The sequence below is a fragment of the Bacillus sp. EA-CB0995 genome (assembly GCF_055814245.1).
The window spans coordinates 1,265,412-1,283,018 of sequence record NZ_CP169269.1; the positions used below are offsets into that span (position 1 = coordinate 1,265,412).

General features: G+C 38.7%; 15 protein-coding genes and 1 pseudogene. 14 read left to right on the forward strand and 2 right to left on the reverse strand.

Annotated features, from left to right (window positions below; translation table 11 throughout):
* Nucleotides 1–450: 450 nt before the first annotated feature.
* The 7 genes from ACEWFJ_RS06590 (at nucleotide 451) to yajC (ending at nucleotide 5,496) form a co-directional block, all read left to right on the forward strand.
* Nucleotides 451–981, forward strand: coding sequence for a BofC C-terminal domain-containing protein (locus ACEWFJ_RS06590; protein ID WP_473691163.1), 531 nt, complete (start codon nucleotides 451–453; stop codon nucleotides 979–981).
* Nucleotides 982–1,161: 180 nt separating this feature from the next.
* Nucleotides 1,162–1,779: a Holliday junction DNA helicase RuvA gene (ruvA, locus tag ACEWFJ_RS06595; protein ID WP_473691165.1), complete on the forward strand. Its 618-nt coding sequence runs from the start codon at nucleotides 1,162–1,164 to the stop codon at nucleotides 1,777–1,779.
* A 5-nt stretch (nucleotides 1,780–1,784) separates the two neighbouring features.
* The gene (ruvB, locus tag ACEWFJ_RS06600) at nucleotides 1,785–2,786 is read left to right on the forward strand and encodes a Holliday junction branch migration DNA helicase RuvB (protein ID WP_098308023.1); all 1,002 of its coding nucleotides are present in this window, start codon (nucleotides 1,785–1,787) and stop codon (nucleotides 2,784–2,786) included.
* Nucleotides 2,783–2,983, forward strand: coding sequence for a DUF2905 domain-containing protein (locus ACEWFJ_RS06605; protein ID WP_098308021.1), 201 nt, complete (start codon nucleotides 2,783–2,785; stop codon nucleotides 2,981–2,983). The genes ruvB and ACEWFJ_RS06605 overlap by 4 nt, the downstream gene beginning before the upstream one ends.
* An 18-nt stretch (nucleotides 2,984–3,001) precedes the next feature.
* Entirely contained in the window at nucleotides 3,002–4,054 is a 1,053-nt protein-coding gene (gene queA / locus ACEWFJ_RS06610; RefSeq protein WP_230574787.1) for a tRNA preQ1(34) S-adenosylmethionine ribosyltransferase-isomerase QueA, read from the forward strand.
* Between the two features lie 14 nt (nucleotides 4,055–4,068).
* The gene (tgt, locus tag ACEWFJ_RS06615; protein WP_098308017.1) at nucleotides 4,069–5,208 is read left to right on the forward strand and encodes a tRNA guanosine(34) transglycosylase Tgt; all 1,140 of its coding nucleotides are present in this window, start codon (nucleotides 4,069–4,071) and stop codon (nucleotides 5,206–5,208) included.
* A gap of 27 nt (nucleotides 5,209–5,235) precedes the next feature.
* On the forward strand, nucleotides 5,236–5,496 hold the full coding sequence (gene yajC, locus ACEWFJ_RS06620; protein WP_098308015.1) for a preprotein translocase subunit YajC: 261 nt from the start codon (nucleotides 5,236–5,238) through the stop codon (nucleotides 5,494–5,496).
* 44 nt (nucleotides 5,497–5,540) lie between these two features.
* On the opposite strand, the gene ACEWFJ_RS06625 is transcribed toward yajC, so the two are convergent.
* Nucleotides 5,541–5,927, reverse strand: a complete 387-nt coding sequence (locus tag ACEWFJ_RS06625; RefSeq protein WP_473691168.1) for a TIGR04086 family membrane protein — start codon at nucleotides 5,925–5,927, stop codon at nucleotides 5,541–5,543.
* A gap of 114 nt (nucleotides 5,928–6,041) precedes the next feature.
* Here ACEWFJ_RS06625 and ACEWFJ_RS06630 point away from each other — a divergent pair, with 114 nt between their 5' ends.
* On the forward strand, nucleotides 6,042–6,698 hold the full coding sequence (locus ACEWFJ_RS06630) for a DUF421 domain-containing protein (protein WP_473691170.1): 657 nt from the start codon (nucleotides 6,042–6,044) through the stop codon (nucleotides 6,696–6,698).
* Nucleotides 6,699–6,734: 36 nt separating this feature from the next.
* On the opposite strand, the pseudogene spoVB reads toward ACEWFJ_RS06630, so the two are convergent.
* A pseudogene (spoVB, locus tag ACEWFJ_RS06635) lies at nucleotides 6,735–8,287 on the reverse strand (stage V sporulation protein B).
* 121 nt (nucleotides 8,288–8,408) lie between these two features.
* Between spoVB and ACEWFJ_RS06640 the strand changes: the two are divergent.
* From ACEWFJ_RS06640 to relA, 6 genes are all read left to right on the forward strand, one after another.
* The gene (locus ACEWFJ_RS06640) at nucleotides 8,409–8,693 is read left to right on the forward strand and encodes a post-transcriptional regulator (RefSeq protein WP_473691172.1); all 285 of its coding nucleotides are present in this window, start codon (nucleotides 8,409–8,411) and stop codon (nucleotides 8,691–8,693) included.
* 105 nt (nucleotides 8,694–8,798) lie between these two features.
* On the forward strand, nucleotides 8,799–11,063 hold the full coding sequence (gene secDF / locus ACEWFJ_RS06645; protein ID WP_473691174.1) for a protein translocase subunit SecDF: 2,265 nt from the start codon (nucleotides 8,799–8,801) through the stop codon (nucleotides 11,061–11,063).
* A 106-nt stretch (nucleotides 11,064–11,169) separates the two neighbouring features.
* Nucleotides 11,170–12,063, forward strand: coding sequence for a cation diffusion facilitator family transporter (locus tag ACEWFJ_RS06650; protein ID WP_473691176.1), 894 nt, complete (start codon nucleotides 11,170–11,172; stop codon nucleotides 12,061–12,063).
* A gap of 259 nt (nucleotides 12,064–12,322) precedes the next feature.
* A complete protein-coding gene (recJ, locus tag ACEWFJ_RS06655; RefSeq protein WP_473691178.1) occupies nucleotides 12,323–14,662 on the forward strand; it encodes a single-stranded-DNA-specific exonuclease RecJ in 2,340 nt (779 codons plus the stop codon).
* Nucleotides 14,663–14,709: 47 nt separating this feature from the next.
* Entirely contained in the window at nucleotides 14,710–15,222 is a 513-nt protein-coding gene (locus ACEWFJ_RS06660) for an adenine phosphoribosyltransferase (protein ID WP_473691180.1), read from the forward strand.
* A 204-nt stretch (nucleotides 15,223–15,426) separates the two neighbouring features.
* The gene (relA, locus tag ACEWFJ_RS06665) at nucleotides 15,427–17,607 is read left to right on the forward strand and encodes a GTP diphosphokinase (protein ID WP_473691182.1); all 2,181 of its coding nucleotides are present in this window, start codon (nucleotides 15,427–15,429) and stop codon (nucleotides 17,605–17,607) included.

Below are 17,607 nucleotides of genomic sequence, written 5' to 3' on the forward strand. Positions count from 1 at the left end.
CGGATGTGGCCGCCTGGTCTCTCGCCGTAAACGCATCAAGACGCCTGCATGACAGGCGTCTTTCTTATTATATAGAAACCTAGCGGAGTAGGATGAAGATCCTATTCCGCTTTTTTGTTGTTTATCCCGCATGAACGGGCAGTAAGCCCCCCACCTCAAGATTCAAAAAGAAACGAGGAAGATAGGTGGGGGATAACTGCTGGCATGCGCCCGAGTGGTTCAACTAACCATCAGTGGGGGATGAAGAACCCCCCACTGATGGGAGTTTCACTTCATTCTAGTCAGTTCCGTTTTTCGTATTGTCTAGCTTCGCCTCCTAGCTCCTTCCGTCTAAGAACCTTAGCTTAAGTGGGTTAACAGTCGGCGCCGTTTTTCTAGGGGATAAAACTTCTATTTTCGGTCAAACTGTAAATAGAAGTTTTTTATTTTCCCTAAAAGAGGTGACAGCATATGAAATTCATGATCATTGCAATGCAAATCGTGCTAGCTGTGTTTTGTTTTTATCATGAATCGAGTGTAGCATTGGCAGAAAGTTCGGGTAATGCAGTGCAACAAGAACCTCAAATTATAATCATGTTGCAGCGTACATATTTAGACGGGGAAGTGAGTCAGGAAATCTTCACGGAAAAGGTCGTGAATTTAGAAAAGCTTTTGGAGCAATATAAAGAGTGGCAACTTGTTGATCGAGACGATGGGCAAATTGTATTACAAAAGCGCATTGATGATATTTCACCGTTATTAAAAACAAGCGGTTATTTTGGGGTTTCGAAAGAGGGGATTCTCCAAATTTTTAACGGTGTGCCAGAAACCGATAATGTCATTCATTCCTTCTTTCAAATTGATATGAAAAAGATGGAGAGTTATCAGCGTGAACGGTTGAAGCGCGGGATTCGGGTGAAATCAAAAGAGCGATTTGTGGAAGTAATGAAGGATATGGAGCAGTATTCTAGGAGTAATGGAAACAGTCGTAGCTTAAAATAGCTACGGCTGTTTCTTATTTTTGTTTTTCTAAAATCATTTTGCAATATTAATTTTTTGAAGGTGCTCTGTCAATATGAAAATGACAAAATAGAATAGAGAACATTTGTTGGGGGAATCTCGCATTTATATCATTATTTATGTTAAAATGGAATACATGATTTGAGAGGGAGAGATACAGTTTTGTTTGAATATATTACAGGTTATGTGGAATATGTAGGACCGGAATATATCGTTCTTGACCATAAAGGAATTGGTTATCAAATTTTTACTCCAAATCCGTATGTATTCCAAAGAAGTGAACAAGAACTTCGCGTATATACATATCATTATGTAAGAGAAGATATCATGGCCCTTTACGGATTTAAAACGCGTGAAGAGCGTTTGTTATTTACAAAGCTTTTAGGTGTATCGGGGATTGGACCAAAAGGTGCCCTTGCGATTCTAGCTTCTGGTCAAACAGGGCAGGTTGTGCAAGCGATTGAACATGAGGATGAAAAATTCTTAGTGAAGTTCCCGGGTGTTGGAAAGAAAACAGCGCGTCAAATGATTTTAGACTTAAAAGGGAAATTGGCAGATGTTGTGCCGGATGCCTTTGTTGACTTATTTTCAGATGCAGAGCGTTTCGGTGAGAAGAAAGGAACATCTGCGGAGCTTGATGAAGCACTGGAAGCACTTAGAGCACTTGGATACGCAGAGCGAGAAGTGTCTCGCGTCGTGCCAGAACTATTAAAAGAGTCACTTACGACGGATCAATATATTAAAAAGGCACTTAGTCTTTTACTAAATGGTAAGAGGTGAGTAGAATGGACGAACGTCTTGTCTCGGGAGAATCCGCATATGAAGATGTGGACTTAGAATATTCGTTAAGACCACAAACGCTCCGTCAATATATTGGGCAAGATAAAGCAAAACATAATTTAGAAGTATTTATTGAAGCGGCAAAAATGCGTGAAGAAACGTTAGATCACGTCTTATTGTATGGACCGCCAGGACTTGGGAAAACGACATTAGCAAATATTATTGCGAATGAAATGGGCGTTAATATTCGTACAACGTCAGGACCGGCAATTGAACGACCAGGTGATTTAGCAGCGGTATTAACGGCGCTTCAGCCAGGTGATGTTTTATTCATTGATGAAATTCATCGTTTACATCGCTCAATTGAAGAAGTATTATATCCAGCGATGGAAGATTTCTGTCTTGATATTGTAATTGGAAAAGGTCCGACAGCGCGCTCTGTTCGGCTCGATTTACCTCCGTTTACACTAGTTGGTGCAACGACGCGTGCAGGTGCGTTATCTGCACCGCTTCGAGATCGTTTCGGTGTATTGTCTCGTTTAGAATATTACACAGTTAATCAGTTATCAGCCATTGTAGAACGTACAGCAGAAGTGTTTGAAGTTGAAATTGATTCGTTGGCTGCCTTAGAAATTGCAAGGCGTGCACGAGGTACACCGCGAATTGCGAACCGTTTACTGCGCCGTGTACGTGATTTTGCGCAGGTGCGCGGTGATGGAACTGTTACGATGGATATTACACAAATGGCACTTGAACTACTGCAAGTAGATAAACTTGGACTAGATCATATTGATCATAAATTATTGCTTGGTATTATTGAAAAATTTCGCGGCGGTCCAGTTGGGTTAGAAACAGTCTCAGCAACGATTGGGGAAGAATCTCATACAATTGAAGATGTGTATGAGCCGTACTTACTGCAAATTGGCTTCTTGCAAAGAACACCAAGGGGCCGCATTGTTACACCGCTTGCATATGAACATTTCGGAATGGAGATGCCGCAAGTATGATGGATATGTCAAAGCTGCTTATTACGGCTGGTATCCTTTTGGTTGTTGTTGGATTAGCTTGGAAGTTTATAGGAAGACTTCCAGGCGATATTTTTGTGAAAAAGGGGAACGTTACCTTTTATTTTCCTATCATTACGTGTATTGTGATAAGTATTGTATTATCTTTTATTATGTATGTTATAAATCGATTTAAATAGAAATAGGTGAACATAGTTATGGATATTAATCTGTTTGATTTTCATTTACCAGAAGAACTCATTGCACAAACACCGCTTGAAGAACGTGAAACATCAAGATTAATGGTGTTAGATCGTGAAACGGGTGAGATTCAGCATAAACATTTTACTGATATTCTTTCTTATTTACATGAGGGTGATTGCTTAGTTTTAAATGAAACGAAAGTGATGCCTGCTCGTTTGCATGGTGTAAAAGAAGATACAGGTGCACATATTGAAGTGCTTTTATTAAAGCAAGAAGATGGAGATACTTGGGAGACGCTTGTTAAACCTGCGAAACGTGTGAAAGAAGGAACGGTAATTTCTTTTGGTGAGGGAAAACTAAAAGCAACATGTGTCGGAACTGGTGAACAAGGTGGTCGTCATCTGGAATTTTCGTATGACGGTATTTTCTATGAGATTTTAGATGAACTTGGTGAAATGCCGCTTCCTCCGTATATTAAAGAAACGCTTGAAGATCGTGACCGTTATCAGACGGTATTTGCACGCGAAGTTGGTTCAGCAGCAGCGCCAACAGCGGGGCTTCATTTTACAGAAGAGCTATTAGAACAACTGAAGCAAAAAGGCGTTCATTTAGCGTTTATTACACTGCATGTTGGACTTGGGACATTTAGACCAGTTTCTGCAGATACAATCGAAGAACATCATATGCACGCAGAGTATTACCATATGTCGGCGGAAACAGCAGATTTGCTAAATCGTGTAAAACAAGAAGGCGGCCGTATTATCACTGTTGGGACAACATCAACGCGTACGCTTGAAACAATTGCAACAGACAATAATGGTAAGATTTGCGCAGCTTCTGGCTGGACCGATATTTTCATGTATCCAGGATATGAATTTAAAGCAATCGATGGTTTAATTACAAACTTCCACTTGCCAAAATCAACATTAATCATGCTTGTGAGTGCATTTGCAGGAAGAGAAAATGTTCTTCATGCGTACAATGAAGCGGTAAAAGAAAAGTATCGTTTCTTTAGTTTCGGTGATGCGATGTTTGTTGCATCTCACTCTAAAGTAGAGAAGAAATAAAAAGGAGTAACTATATGACAGCAATACGTTATGAATTAATTAAAACATGTAAACAAACAGGAGCACGTTTAGGCCGCGTTCACACACCGCACGGTTCATTTGAAACGCCAATTTTTATGCCAGTAGGAACACTTGCGACAGTAAAAACAATGTCGCCAGAAGAATTAAAAGCAATGGATGCGGGGATTATTTTAAGTAATACGTATCATTTATGGCTTCGTCCTGGTCATGAAATTGTACGCGAAGCAGGCGGTTTACATAAATTTATGAACTGGGATCGTTCGATTTTAACAGATTCTGGTGGCTTCCAAGTATTTAGTTTAAGTGACTTCCGCCGCATTGAAGAAGAAGGTGTTCATTTCCGCAATCACTTAAATGGAGATAAATTATTCTTATCGCCAGAAAAGGCAATGGAAATTCAAAATGCACTTGGTTCTGATATTATGATGGCATTTGATGAGTGTCCGCCGTTTCCAGCGACATTTGAGTATATGAAAAAATCAGTAGAGCGTACGAGCCGCTGGGCAGAGCGTTGTTTAAAAGCGCATCAGCGTCCGCAGGATCAAGGTCTATTTGGTATTGTACAGGGCGGAGAGTTTGAAGAACTTCGTCGCCAAAGTGCACGCGACCTTGTTTCAATGGATTTCCCGGGTTATGCAGTTGGTGGTTTATCTGTTGGAGAACCGAAAGATATTATGAATCGTGTGCTTGAATTTACAACACCACTTCTGCCAGATAATAAGCCTCGTTATTTAATGGGTGTTGGATCTCCAGACTCGTTAATTGACGGTGCAATTCGTGGTATCGATATGTTCGACTGTGTACTTCCAACTCGTATTGCGCGAAATGGTACATGTATGACAAGTGAAGGTCGTTTAGTTGTAAAAAATGCAAAATTTGCAAAAGACTTTGGCCCGCTTGATCCAAATTGTGATTGTTACACATGTAAAAACTATTCACGTGCATACATTCGTCACTTAATGAAATGTGATGAAACATTCGGAATTCGTTTAACGTCTTATCACAACCTGCATTTTCTGTTAAAATTAATGGAGCAGGTGAGACAAGCTATTCGTGAAGACCGTCTTGGAGACTTCCGTGATGAGTTCTTTGAACAGTATGGCTTTAATAAACCCAATGCTAAAAATTTCTAATACATAATAATTAAGGAGGAATAAAAGATGAATCCAGGTATGATGAATATTATCATGATCGTTGCGATGTTTGCGATTTTCTACTTCTTATTAATTCGCCCGCAACAAAAGCGTCAAAAAGCAGTAGCACAAATGCAAAGCGAACTGTCAAAAGGTGATGCAATCGTAACAATTGGCGGCATGCACGGTACAATTGAATCTGTAACTGATACAACAATTGTGATTAAATCTGGTGGTTCACACCTTACATTTGATCGCAGTGCGATTCGTGAAATTGTAAAAAGCTAATGAAAAAAGCTGTCCCAAAAGTATTACTTTTAGGACAGCTTTTTTTAATATGTTGTACGCTTACCAATGTTGACTCCGAGTATGCCCCCAATTGTACTTGCTGCAATAATCACAAGTTGATATAGAAGCTGTACCTTTGATAACGCCGATGAAAAGCCTAAATAATTTACAAGAAATACGAGAATGGCAAATACGACTCCAGTGGATGCACCGACAAACCATCCTTTTCCTTGTGCTTTTACCCCAGCAACAAATCCAGCGATTATTGTCGACACAATTGCGAGGACAATAAGTGCGATGGATAAAGTTCCTTCATTTATGTTTGTAAACTTCAATAATAAAGCAATGATGATACTTGCTAGGCAAGCGAAGATAAGTAAGGTAACGATGCCGAATCCAACTGCAATTGATAATTTTTTCGTTCCATCCATAGAGCATCTCTCCTTTCTAATACAAGCATATTTCCTGTTTTGCTAAGTTAGACTAGTTTCTTTTTGTACGGGGAAACTAATATATAGAAATTGAAAGGAGAAAGGAAATGAAAGATGGAACTACTTCAAATTGTCTTTCGAACAATTATCTTATACAGTGTGATGTTAATTATTTTTCGTCTAATGGGAAAACGTGAAATTGGGGAATTGAGTGTTTTGGATTTAGTCGTTTTTATTATGCTGGGTGAAATGGCGGTTATTGCGATTGAAAATATGGATAAATCCATTTGGCATCAACTCGTTCCAATGGTGCTTATTATGGTCATCCAAATTGCTTTATCCCTTGTTTCGTTAAAAAGTCAGCGTATTCGTCATATATTAGAAGGAGAGCCGGCTATTATCGTGCGTGAGGGAAAAATCGATGAGAAGCAAATGCGTAAACAGCGTTACAATATGGATGATTTGCTCATGCAATTACGTGAGCAAAGTATCGGTGATATACGTGATGTGGAATATGCCATTTTAGAGCCGTCTGGAAGATTATCAGTATTTGAAAAACAAAAAAGTAAAAAGAGTAAAAATGACACACCATTATTTTCAGTTCCGCTTATTATTGATGGTGAAATTCAACAAAAACATTTATATATGATGGAACATACCGATATATGGTTGGAAGACAAACTAAAGAAATTAGGGTATAAGGATATTGAAAACATTTCATATTGTAGTTTTCAAAACGGCCAGTTTTTTGTTGATCTAAAAGATAAATAAAAAGTTGCTTCTTGAAATAGGCAGCAACTTTTTATTTTAAAAAGAGAATTTACGAATGATAGGTAATCGAAGTAATTCTTCTTTTCTAATAAGGCGAAAGAGGATTAAAAGGAAGATATAAAGTACCGTAGTTAATAGTACTTCCCATAATGTTTGCATACCCAGTGAAGGCGAAAAGAAAATGTATTTATGCATATAGAAACCTGCTCCTCCGGCAATGATCATGGCAAGCAATCCGTATACATAATCTTTTATATAAATAGTAAACGTAATCCTTTTTAATACCGTTGCATAGTGAAGCAAGGTAACGGTAACGATATTTGCTGCGATTGCAAGGGCGACACCCATCATTTGAAATTCTGGCTGCGAGGCAAGGACGAAAATAACAAGTAATTTCACAATGGCTCCAATAAACGTGTTCATCATGGCGGCACGTGCCAAATTTAAGGCTTGTAATACCGATGTGAGCGGTCCTTGAAAATAGTGAAATAAAAAGCAAGGTGCGAGTACTTGAATAAAAAGGGTCGCATTATCGGAACCGTACATAAGAGTTAAAATCGGTGCGGCGAATATGTATAGAATAACAACAGACCATCCTCCTGTAATAAGAGAGATGCGCATTGCTTGCTGCAATCTACGCTCTACTAAACGGTGCTGCTTTTTGGCATTTGCTTCGCTAATAGAAGGAACGAGCGCTGTTGAAAGAGCATAGGTAATAAAAGCTGGCAGAGACAAAAGTGGAAATGCATATCCATTTAATATACCGTATTGCTGCGTTGCGATAGAGGCTGTAACTCCGGCCATTGCTAAACTTTGCATGACAACAATTGGTTCAAAAAAATAAGAAATGGATCCGATTAAGCGGCTTCCAGTTGTAGGAAGTGCAATATCCATTAAAGAATAAAAGGTGTCTTTGCTTTCTTTCACAGTACCTATAAAATGAGATCGAATAGAAAGATGTTTTTCTTTTTGAAACAATGTTAATAGAAATAAAAGAGAAGCAACTTCTCCGAGCACGGCAGATAGCATTGCCCCCGCTGCAGCGTATTCAATTCCATATGGTAAGAAAAAGCGTATGCATACTGCGATAATTGTAATGCGAACGACTTGTTCTAGTACTTGTGCGTAGGCGCTCGGTTTCATGTTTTGTCTTCCTTGGAAATAACCACGAAGCACAGAGGAAACTGCAATAACAGGTACAACGGGTAAAATAGCGATTAATGGATAATAGGTTCGTTTATCGGTTAGTAATGTTTCTGCTAACAAAGGTGCCAGAAGCATAATTCCGGCTGTTAATAGAATACTAATGACTGAGGTAATAGCTAATGAAACGGTTAATATTTTTTTACTTGTTGCTTATCATGTGTAGCCTCTGCTTCAGCGATCAGTTTTGCGATGGCAACTGGGAGACCGATTTGCGTAATGGTAATAGCTAATATAAATGTTGGAACAGCCATCATATATAATCCAACACCTTCTTCTCCTAAAGTACGTGCCATTACAATGCGATTAATAAAGCCTAATATTTTCGTGATAAATCCAGCTAACATTAAAATAAAAGCACCTCGTAAAAAGGTTTGTTTCGTCATAGTTTTCTCCTACCTTCTCAAAATCAGTGGAATGATTTACAATAATTTATATGCATCTATAAGGCAAGCATGACAAGCATTTGAAATAAGGAACGTGAGATAAGAAGGAGATGAGCTGGAAGTGGTTGGAAAAGAAGAGGTAATAGAAGCATACCGGGAACAGTTAAGAATCGTCTTAGAAAGTAAAGTAGAAGAGTTTCAAATGCTCGGCTATGAGCGCGTTACAACGGAAGACGTTTGGAAATGTTTAAAGACCCGAAAGTGGAAAAAAGTAGCTAGTGATGTCAGATTGTATGAGCTTGTAAATGATGTGTTAACGTTAACAGCTAACGAGTACATGACATTTTTAACGATGAAGGCGTATCAAGCACCGCTTTGGTCGTTCGAAGAATATGAAAATAAATAATAGGTTGTAATTGGTTTGTTCTTCCTCTTGGAGTATAATAATGAATACTGATAAAGAGGTAATTTTGGAACAAGGGCCTTTGTTCAAAGGAGGAACAAGAAACATATGGCAAAGCGAAGTAGCAGAATTGTTGCCTTTTTCCTCGTTGTGTTATTAATTGGAGGAATCATTGGAGCAACGACAAAAAACATTACAAAAGGGATTAACCTCGGGCTTGATCTTCGAGGCGGTTTTGAAATTTTATATGAAGTACAACCTGCGAAAAAAGGGGATAAAATTACCCACGACACTCTTGTGAGTACGGTTGGTGCACTAGAAAAACGTGTAAACGTTCTTGGTGTAAGTGAACCGAATATCCAGATTGAAGGAAATAATCGCATTCGTGTGCAGCTTGCAGGTGTAAAAGATCAGCAGCAAGCTCGAGATGTGTTATCAACGCAAGCGAAATTAACATTTCGTGATGTAAATGATAACATTCTTATGGATGGTTCAGATTTAGCGACGAATGGAGCAAAACAAACATTTGATGAACAAGGCCGTCCAAGCGTTAGTCTAAAATTAAAGAGTGCTGATAAGTTCCGTGCAGTAACTGAAAAAATATCTAGCATGCCGCAGCCAACAAATTTAATGGTAATTTGGCTTGATTTTGAAGAAGGAAAAGATTCTTATAAGGCAGAAGCAGCGAAGCCAAAGCCTAAATATTTATCGGCAGCTACTGTCAATCAAGTATTTAATCAAGCGGAAGTATCTATTGTTGGTGGAAACTTTACAGTAGAAAGTGCAAAACAACTTGCAGATTTATTAAATGCCGGAACACTTCCTGTTGATTTAAAAGAAATATACTCTACTTCTGTTGGAGCAAAATTTGGAGAGCAGGCATTGCAAAAAACAATTTTTGCGAGTGCAATTGGTATAGCTCTTATTTTCTTATTTATGCTTGTATTCTATCGTCTACCGGGTCTTGTAGCGGTAATTATGCTTGGTTTATATATTTACATAACGTTACTCGTATTCAATTGGATGCATGTGGTTCTAACGTTACCCGGTATAGCGGCACTAGTGCTCGGGGTCGGAATTGCGGTTGATGCAAACGTTATTACATATGAAAGGCTAAAGGAAGAACTGCGCATCGGAAAATCGATGTTGTCAGCATATCGCGCAGGTAATCAGCGTTCGTTATCAACGATTTTAGATGCGAATATTACAACACTTGCGGCAGCTGCTGTCTTATTTGTATACGGTACAAGCTCTGTTAAAGGATTTGCGACAAGTTTAATTGTAAGTATTTTCGTCGGCTTCCTTACAAATGTTTACGGTACACGCTTCTTACTTGGCTTACTTGTTAAGAGTCGTTACTTTGATAAAAAATATTCTTACTTTGGTGTAAAACCGAAGGAAGTCATGCCGTTATCAAAAGGTGTAGTACATGCACCAACGAAATTTGACCGTGTTAACTTTGTTAATATTGGACATAAGTTTTTCTGGTTCTCTGTTGTTGTGATGATTCTAGGTGCGATTATTTTACCAATCTTTAAGTTGAATCTTGGAATTGACTTTTCAAGCGGTACGCGCATGGACATTAAAACAAATCAATCCATAACGGTTTCACAAGTACAACAAGAGTTACATGATTTAAACATAGATGTGAAGAAAGAAGATATCGTGCCGACAGGTAATGATAATAAAGGATTTGCTGTTCGTACAATTGGTGTACTATCAAAAGATGATATTGCGAAAGTAAAAACATTCTACCATGATAAATATGGTACAGAACCAAACGTAAGTACAGTTTCTCCGACAATTGGAAAAGAAATTGCGCGAAATGCACTTATTGCAGTGTTAATTGCATCAGTTATTATCATTTTATATGTGAGTATTCGTTTCCGCTTCACATATGCGCTATCGGCAGTATTAGCACTGTTACATGACGCATTCTTCATTATCATTGTGTTCAGCTTGCTTCACCTAGAAGTCGATCTGACGTTTATTGCAGCGGTGTTAACGATTATCGGTTACTCTATTAATGACTCAATTGTTACGTTTGACCGAAACCGTGAGTTATACAAACAGAAACAAAAAATTCGTACTGTAAGTGATTTAGAAGAGATTGTGAACTCGAGTATTCGTCAAACGATTGGTCGTTCTATTAATACGGTCATGACAGTGTTACTACCTGTTATTACATTATTAATTTTCGGCAGTGAGTCATTGCGTAACTTCTCAATTGCATTGTTTGTCGGTTTAATTGTTGGTACGTATTCTTCTGTCTTCGTTGCATCCCAAATTTGGTTGATGCTTGAAAGCCGTCGCTTGAAAAAAGGAAAAGGTCAGAAGCAAGTTAAAGTGAATACGTCTGAACCGCAAGTATAATTAAAGTCACTTAAGTTTGAATAAAAAGAGATGCCTCATTGTAGGCATTTCTTTTTTGTTCGGGGATAAAATAAAGTGTAGGTTGGCGAAAGAAAGGATTTCGGTTATGGAAAAAGATGAACGTTTTAAACAAGCGGAATTTGGAGCGATTGTTGGAATTGTCGGTAATATTATGCTCGCAATTATAAAAGCGGTTATTGGATATGTTGGGAATAGTAAGGCACTTATGGCAGATGCTGTTCATTCTGCTTCGGACGTCATTGGCTCGTTAGCAGTCCTTTTTGGACTGCGGGCAGCAAAGCAACCGCCTGATGACGATCATCCATATGGACATGGAAAAGCGGAATCTATCTCAGCGATTATTGTAGCTGTTCTTTTATTTGTTGTCGGAATTGAAATTGTTATCTCTTCTATTAAAGCTTTTACACAAGTGCTAGAGCCGCCGCGCTGGATTACTGTTATTGCTGTGCTTCTTTCTATTGTTGTGAAAGAAGGGATGTTTCGCTACAAATATGAGTTAGGTAAAAGGATAAATAGTGATGCCATTATTGCAAACGCGTATGAGCATCGTTCGGATGTATTTTCATCATTTGCGGCTTTAATTGGGATTGGTGCGGCGATTATAGGAAGTAAAATGGGGGTGGATTGGCTTGTATATGCCGATCCAGTTGCCGGTTTATTTGTATCTTTACTCGTTATAAAAATGGCTTGGGATATTGGAAAAGAAGCGATTCATACAACGTTGGATCATGTACTTCATGAGGAAGATATCGTTCCGATGAGGGAAGCCGTTATGCAAGTGGAAGGAGTAAAGAAAATAGGCTCGCTATATGCTAGAGAGCATGGGCACTATGTTATTGTTGATATTAAAGTGTCTGTCGATCCGCTCATTACGGTAGAAGATGGACATCGCATTGGTAAACATGTGAAAGAGGTGCTCATGCAGCAAGACAATGTGCAAAATGTTTTCGTGCACATTAATCCGTATTCTCCTGATTAATGTAGGTTAAGGAGAAGGACTGCCCGTAAGAGCCCGATTGGCGGGGCTAACCTTTAGCAAAAAGCGCTAAAGGAAGTTTCGCTTTACCCCGCTCTTAGGGACAGTAGAGCTGTAGTGAATGCAGAGAAGGAACTGTCCCTAAGAGCCCGATTGGTTCGACTAACCATTTTTGGAAAAGGGCGCTCCAAAAATAGAAGTCTCACTTTATTGTCACCCCTTAGTCTGTCTAGTATAATGGATGGGTTAAGGGGTGATTTCGTTGTTACAAGCGAAGACGCGTTGGAAAGAAAAGTATTATAATGAGGAGCTTGTAGGACAATTGGCAAATAAACTTCAATTGTCTCCTCTTGTTATCTCGCTATTATTGAATAGAGGTTTAGATACGGAAGGAAAGATTGTGGACTTTTTAAATACAGAGCAGCAAGAATTTCACGATCCGTTTTTATTAGAAGGTATGGACCGTACTGTAGAGCGTATTCGCCAAGCGATTCAAAACGGAGAGCAAATTTTAATTTTTGGTGATTATGATGCAGACGGTGTTAGTAGTACAACTGTTTTATTTTTAGCATTGCAAGAACTTGGAGCGGATGTGGAATTTTATATTCCGAACCGATTTACAGAAGGATATGGACCGAATGAAGAAGCGTTTCGCTGGGCGCACCGTGCTGGTTTCTCGCTTATTATTACGGTTGATACGGGAATTGCAGCTGTTCACGAGGCGCAGGTTGCAAAGGAGCTTGGCGTTGATTTAATTATTACCGATCATCATGAGCCGCCGCCAGAATTGCCGGAAGCTTTAGCGATCATTCATCCGAAGTTAGATGGTGGTGTGTATCCATTTCATTACTTGGCAGGTGTTGGGGTTGCGTTTAAAGTTGCTCATGCTTTGCTTGGGAGTGTGCCAGAACATTTATTAGAAATTGCAGTTATTGGTACAGTAGCTGATTTAGTGCCTCTTTATGGTGAAAACCGCCTACTCGTGCAGCGTGGACTGAAAAAATTGCGAACAACGCAGCGAGTAGGATTACAAGCACTGTTCAAAGTTGCTAATATTTCGCAAGGTGAGATTACAGAAGAGAGTGTTGGGTTTGCAATTGGACCGCGCATTAATGCAGTTGGGCGATTAGAAGATGCAACGCCAGCTGTGCATTTACTATTGTCAGAAGATGTAGAAGAAGCAAAAGAACTTGCACAAGAAATTGATGAACTGAACAAATTGCGAAAAGATATTGTAAAGCAAATTACGGAAGAAGCGATTGCGGAAGTGGAAGCACATTATCCACCAGAAGAGAATAAAGTATTAGTTCTTGCAAAAGAAGGTTGGAATCCTGGTGTAATTGGGATTGTTGCTTCAAAGCTCGTAGATCGTTTTTATCGTCCGACAATTGTGCTAAGTATTGATCCCGAAAAAGGGACTGCAAAAGGATCAGCTCGTAGTATTGAAGGTTTTGACTTGTATGCCAATTTATCAGATTGCCGGGACATTTTACCGCACTTTGGCGGGCATCCAATGGCTGCTGGTATGACTCTTAGTATGAATGACGTTAGTGAACTGCGTCGACGCTTAAACGAGCAAGCTGCGGTTCAGCTATCAGATGAAGATTTTATTCCAGTCACTGTAGTAGATGCAGTGTGTGACGTGGAAGATGTAACGCTTGCTGCAATTGAAGAAATGCAAAAGCTTGCCCCGTTTGGTGTTGGAAACCCAAAGCCGCGTATCGCTGTGAAAGGTGCAGGTCTTGAAAGTATTCGTGCAATTGGTTCTGATGGTTCGCATTTGAAAATGACACTTCGTGATGGCCAAGCAACATTAGATAGCGTTGGTTTTGGTTTTGGTGCATTTGCAAAAGAAATTTCTCCTGTAGCGCACGTGTCGATCGTTGGAGAAGCTTCTATTAATGAATGGAATAATTTCCGTAAACCACAAATTATGATTCAAGATATTGCTGTAGAAGCTTGGCAATTATTTGATTGGCGCAGCATGCGCAATGTAGAAGCAAATCTAGCTGATCTTTCACGTGATAAACTGACAATCGTGTATTTTAAGGAAGAAGCATTGCAAAAGTTTTCTTTAGAAGCGTATACAGATTATCTCGTACACGCCAAAGATGTGACCACATTAGAAGGGCGTTATGTTGTTGTTCTTGATTTACCAAATGCGACAGAGGATTTAAAGCGCATATGTGAAAAAGGATTTCCAGACCGTATCTATACAGTTTTTTATCAAGAAAATAATCATTTATTCAGTACGGTTCCAACGAGGGAACATTTTAAATGGTACTATTCATTTTTACATCAAAAAGCACCATTTTCTCTTCGACAATACGGAGAGAAACTTTGTCGTCATAAAGGTTGGTCAAAAGACACAGTAAATTTCATGACACAGGTGTTTTTTGAGTTAGAATTTGTTACAATAAAAGACGGCGTCATTTTTATGGCGGAAGAAATGAAAAAGCGCGATTTAACCGAATCAAACACGTATCGTGAGAAAATAAACCACTTACAATTAGAAAAGGAACTGGTTTATAGCACATATCAGCAATTATATGCATGGTTTGAAACGATTCGTAATCATAAAGAAGTAGAACAGTTAGGGTAAAGGATTTGTATTTACAATTCTTTTATATTTGAGGAGGATTCATAAATATGGATTTCAAGCAACATATTGCAATTGTACCGGATTATCCGAAAGAAGGTATTGTCTTTAAAGATATCACACCTTTAATGAATGATGGAAAAGCATATAAAGCAGCAACGGATGCAATTGTTGAGTATGCAAAAGAAAGAAATATCGACCTTGTAGTAGGACCAGAAGCTCGTGGTTTTATTATTGGATGTCCAGTTTCTTACGCATTAGAAGTGGGTTTTGCACCAGTTCGTAAATTAGGTAAATTACCACGTGAAGTAATTAAAGTAGATTATGGTAAAGAGTATGGTAAAGATGTGTTAACAATTCATAAAGATGCCATCAAACCTGGTCAACGAGTATTAATTACAGATGACCTATTAGCTACAGGTGGAACAATCGAAGCGACAATTAAGTTAGTAGAAGAACTTGGCGGTGTTGTTGCAGGGATTGCATTCTTAGTAGAGTTGACTTACTTAGATGGCCGTAAAGTGTTAGACGGTTATGACGTATTAGTATTAGAAAAATATTAATTGTAAACAGGGCGGCATGTGGAGTACCCGTGAATCTCTTTGAGAGGATCGGGTACTTTTATATATTTATCGAAAAAGTAAAGTGAAATGTCTGTAAAATCTTTTCCTTTTCACAATTCACAATCATTACGTTATAATGGTAAAATAAAAATTATTCTAATTGGCAAGGAAAGAGATTATTAATCTTTAATAAAAGGTGATTAGATGGCGAATGAACAAGTACTAACAGCTGAACAGGTACTGGAGAGAGCAGGGCAATATTTACAAGATGATGATATTGATCTTGTTGCGCGCGCTTATGAATTTGCGCGTGCCGCACATAGTGAGCAATACCGAAAATCAGGAGAACCATATATCATTCATCCGATTCAAGTAGCAGGTATTTTAGTTGATTTACAAATGGATCCGTCTACTGTATCTGCAGGCTTTTTGCATGATGTAGTAGAAGATACAGAGGTAACGTTAGAAGATATTGAACGTGAATTTACAAAAGAGATTGCGATGCTTGTTGATGGTGTCACAAAGCTTGGGAAAATTAAATATAAATCACATGAGCAGCAACAAGCAGAAAATCATCGAAAAATGTTTATTGCAATGGCGCAAGATATTCGAGTGATTTTAATTAAACTAGCTGACCGTCTTCATAACATGCGTACGCTGAAACATTTACCACAAGAAAAGCAGCGTCGCATTGCAAATGAAACATTGGAAATTTTCGCACCATTAGCACATAGACTCGGAATTAATACGATTAAGTGGGAACTAGAAGATACAGCGCTTCGTTATTTAAATCCGCAGCAATATTATCGTATTGTCAATTTAATGAAACGCAAGCGTGCCGAACGTGAAGAATATTTAGATGAAGTTATGACAGAAATTCGTGACAAGTTAAAAGAAGTGGCGATTCAACCGGATATTTCTGGTCGTCCAAAGCATATTTACAGTATTTACCGTAAAATGGCAATCCAAAATAAACAATTCAATGAAATTTATGATTTGTTAGCTGTTCGTGTTGTCGTAAATAGTATTAAAGATTGCTACGCAGTTCTAGGTATTATTCACACGTGCTGGAAACCGATGCCAGGCCGTTTTAAAGATTATATTGCAATGCCAAAAGCAAACTTGTATCAGTCGCTGCATACAACAGTAATTGGACCGAAAGGCGATCCGCTTGAAGTGCAAATTCGCACGAAAGAAATGCACGAAATTGCAGAATATGGAATCGCAGCACACTGGGCATATAAAGAAGGACAAGCGGTTGACACAACAGGAACGCTTGAGAAAAAATTAACATGGTTCCGTCAAATTTTAGAATGGCAAAATGAAGCCTCGAATGCTGAAGAATTTATGGAGTCCTTAAAAATTGATTTATTCTCTGATATGGTGTTTGTCTTTACACCAAAAGGAGATGTAATGGAATTGCCGCTTGGCTCTGTTCCAATTGATTTTGCTTACCGTGTTCACTCTGAAATAGGGAATAAAACGATTGGTGCAAAAGTAAACGGTAAGATGGTGACTCTTGATTATAAGTTAAAAACAGGTGACATCATTGAAATTTTAACATCTAAGCATTCATACGGTCCAAGTCAGGACTGGGTGAAATTAGCTCAAACATCGCATGCAAAAAATAAAATTCGTCAATTTTTCAAAAAGCAGCGCCGTGATGAGAATATTGAAAAAGGTCGCGAGCTTGTTGAAAAAGAGGTGCGAGGCCTTGAGTATGAAATGAAAGAAGTATTAGCATCTGATAACTTAAAACGTGTTGCTGAGAAATTTAATTTTGCGAACGAAGAGGACATGTTTGCCGCTGTTGGTTATAACGGCATTACCGCATCGCAAATTGTAACGCGTTTAACAGATAAATTCCGTAAGCAACGTGAAGAAGAAATAACGGAAGTAAAAGAAGTTCGGAAACCGATGAAAATTCGGAAATGGGATTCTGGTGTGAAAGTAAGTGGTGCTGATAATTTGCTTATCCGCTTATCAAAGTGTTGTAATCCAGTTCCAGGCGATGACATCATTGGCTATATTACGAAAGGCCGCGGTGTATCGATTCACCGTACAGACTGTGTAAATGTTCATACAGAAGAAGCGCAAGAAAGATTGCTGGATGTAGAGTGGGAAGGCAGCCCAGAAAAAGAAATTGAATACAACGTTGATATTGAAATTTCAGGATATGACCGCCGCGGTTTACTAAATGAAGTATTGCAAGCTGTAACAGAAACGAAAACATACATTTCGGCTGTTTCAGGAAGAAGCGACCGCAACAAAATGGCGACGATTCATATGTCTATTTCTATTCGTAATTTACAGCATTTGAAAAAAGTTGTGGAGCGCATTAAACAAGTTCCAGAAATTTATGCGGTGCGCCGCATGATGCATTAA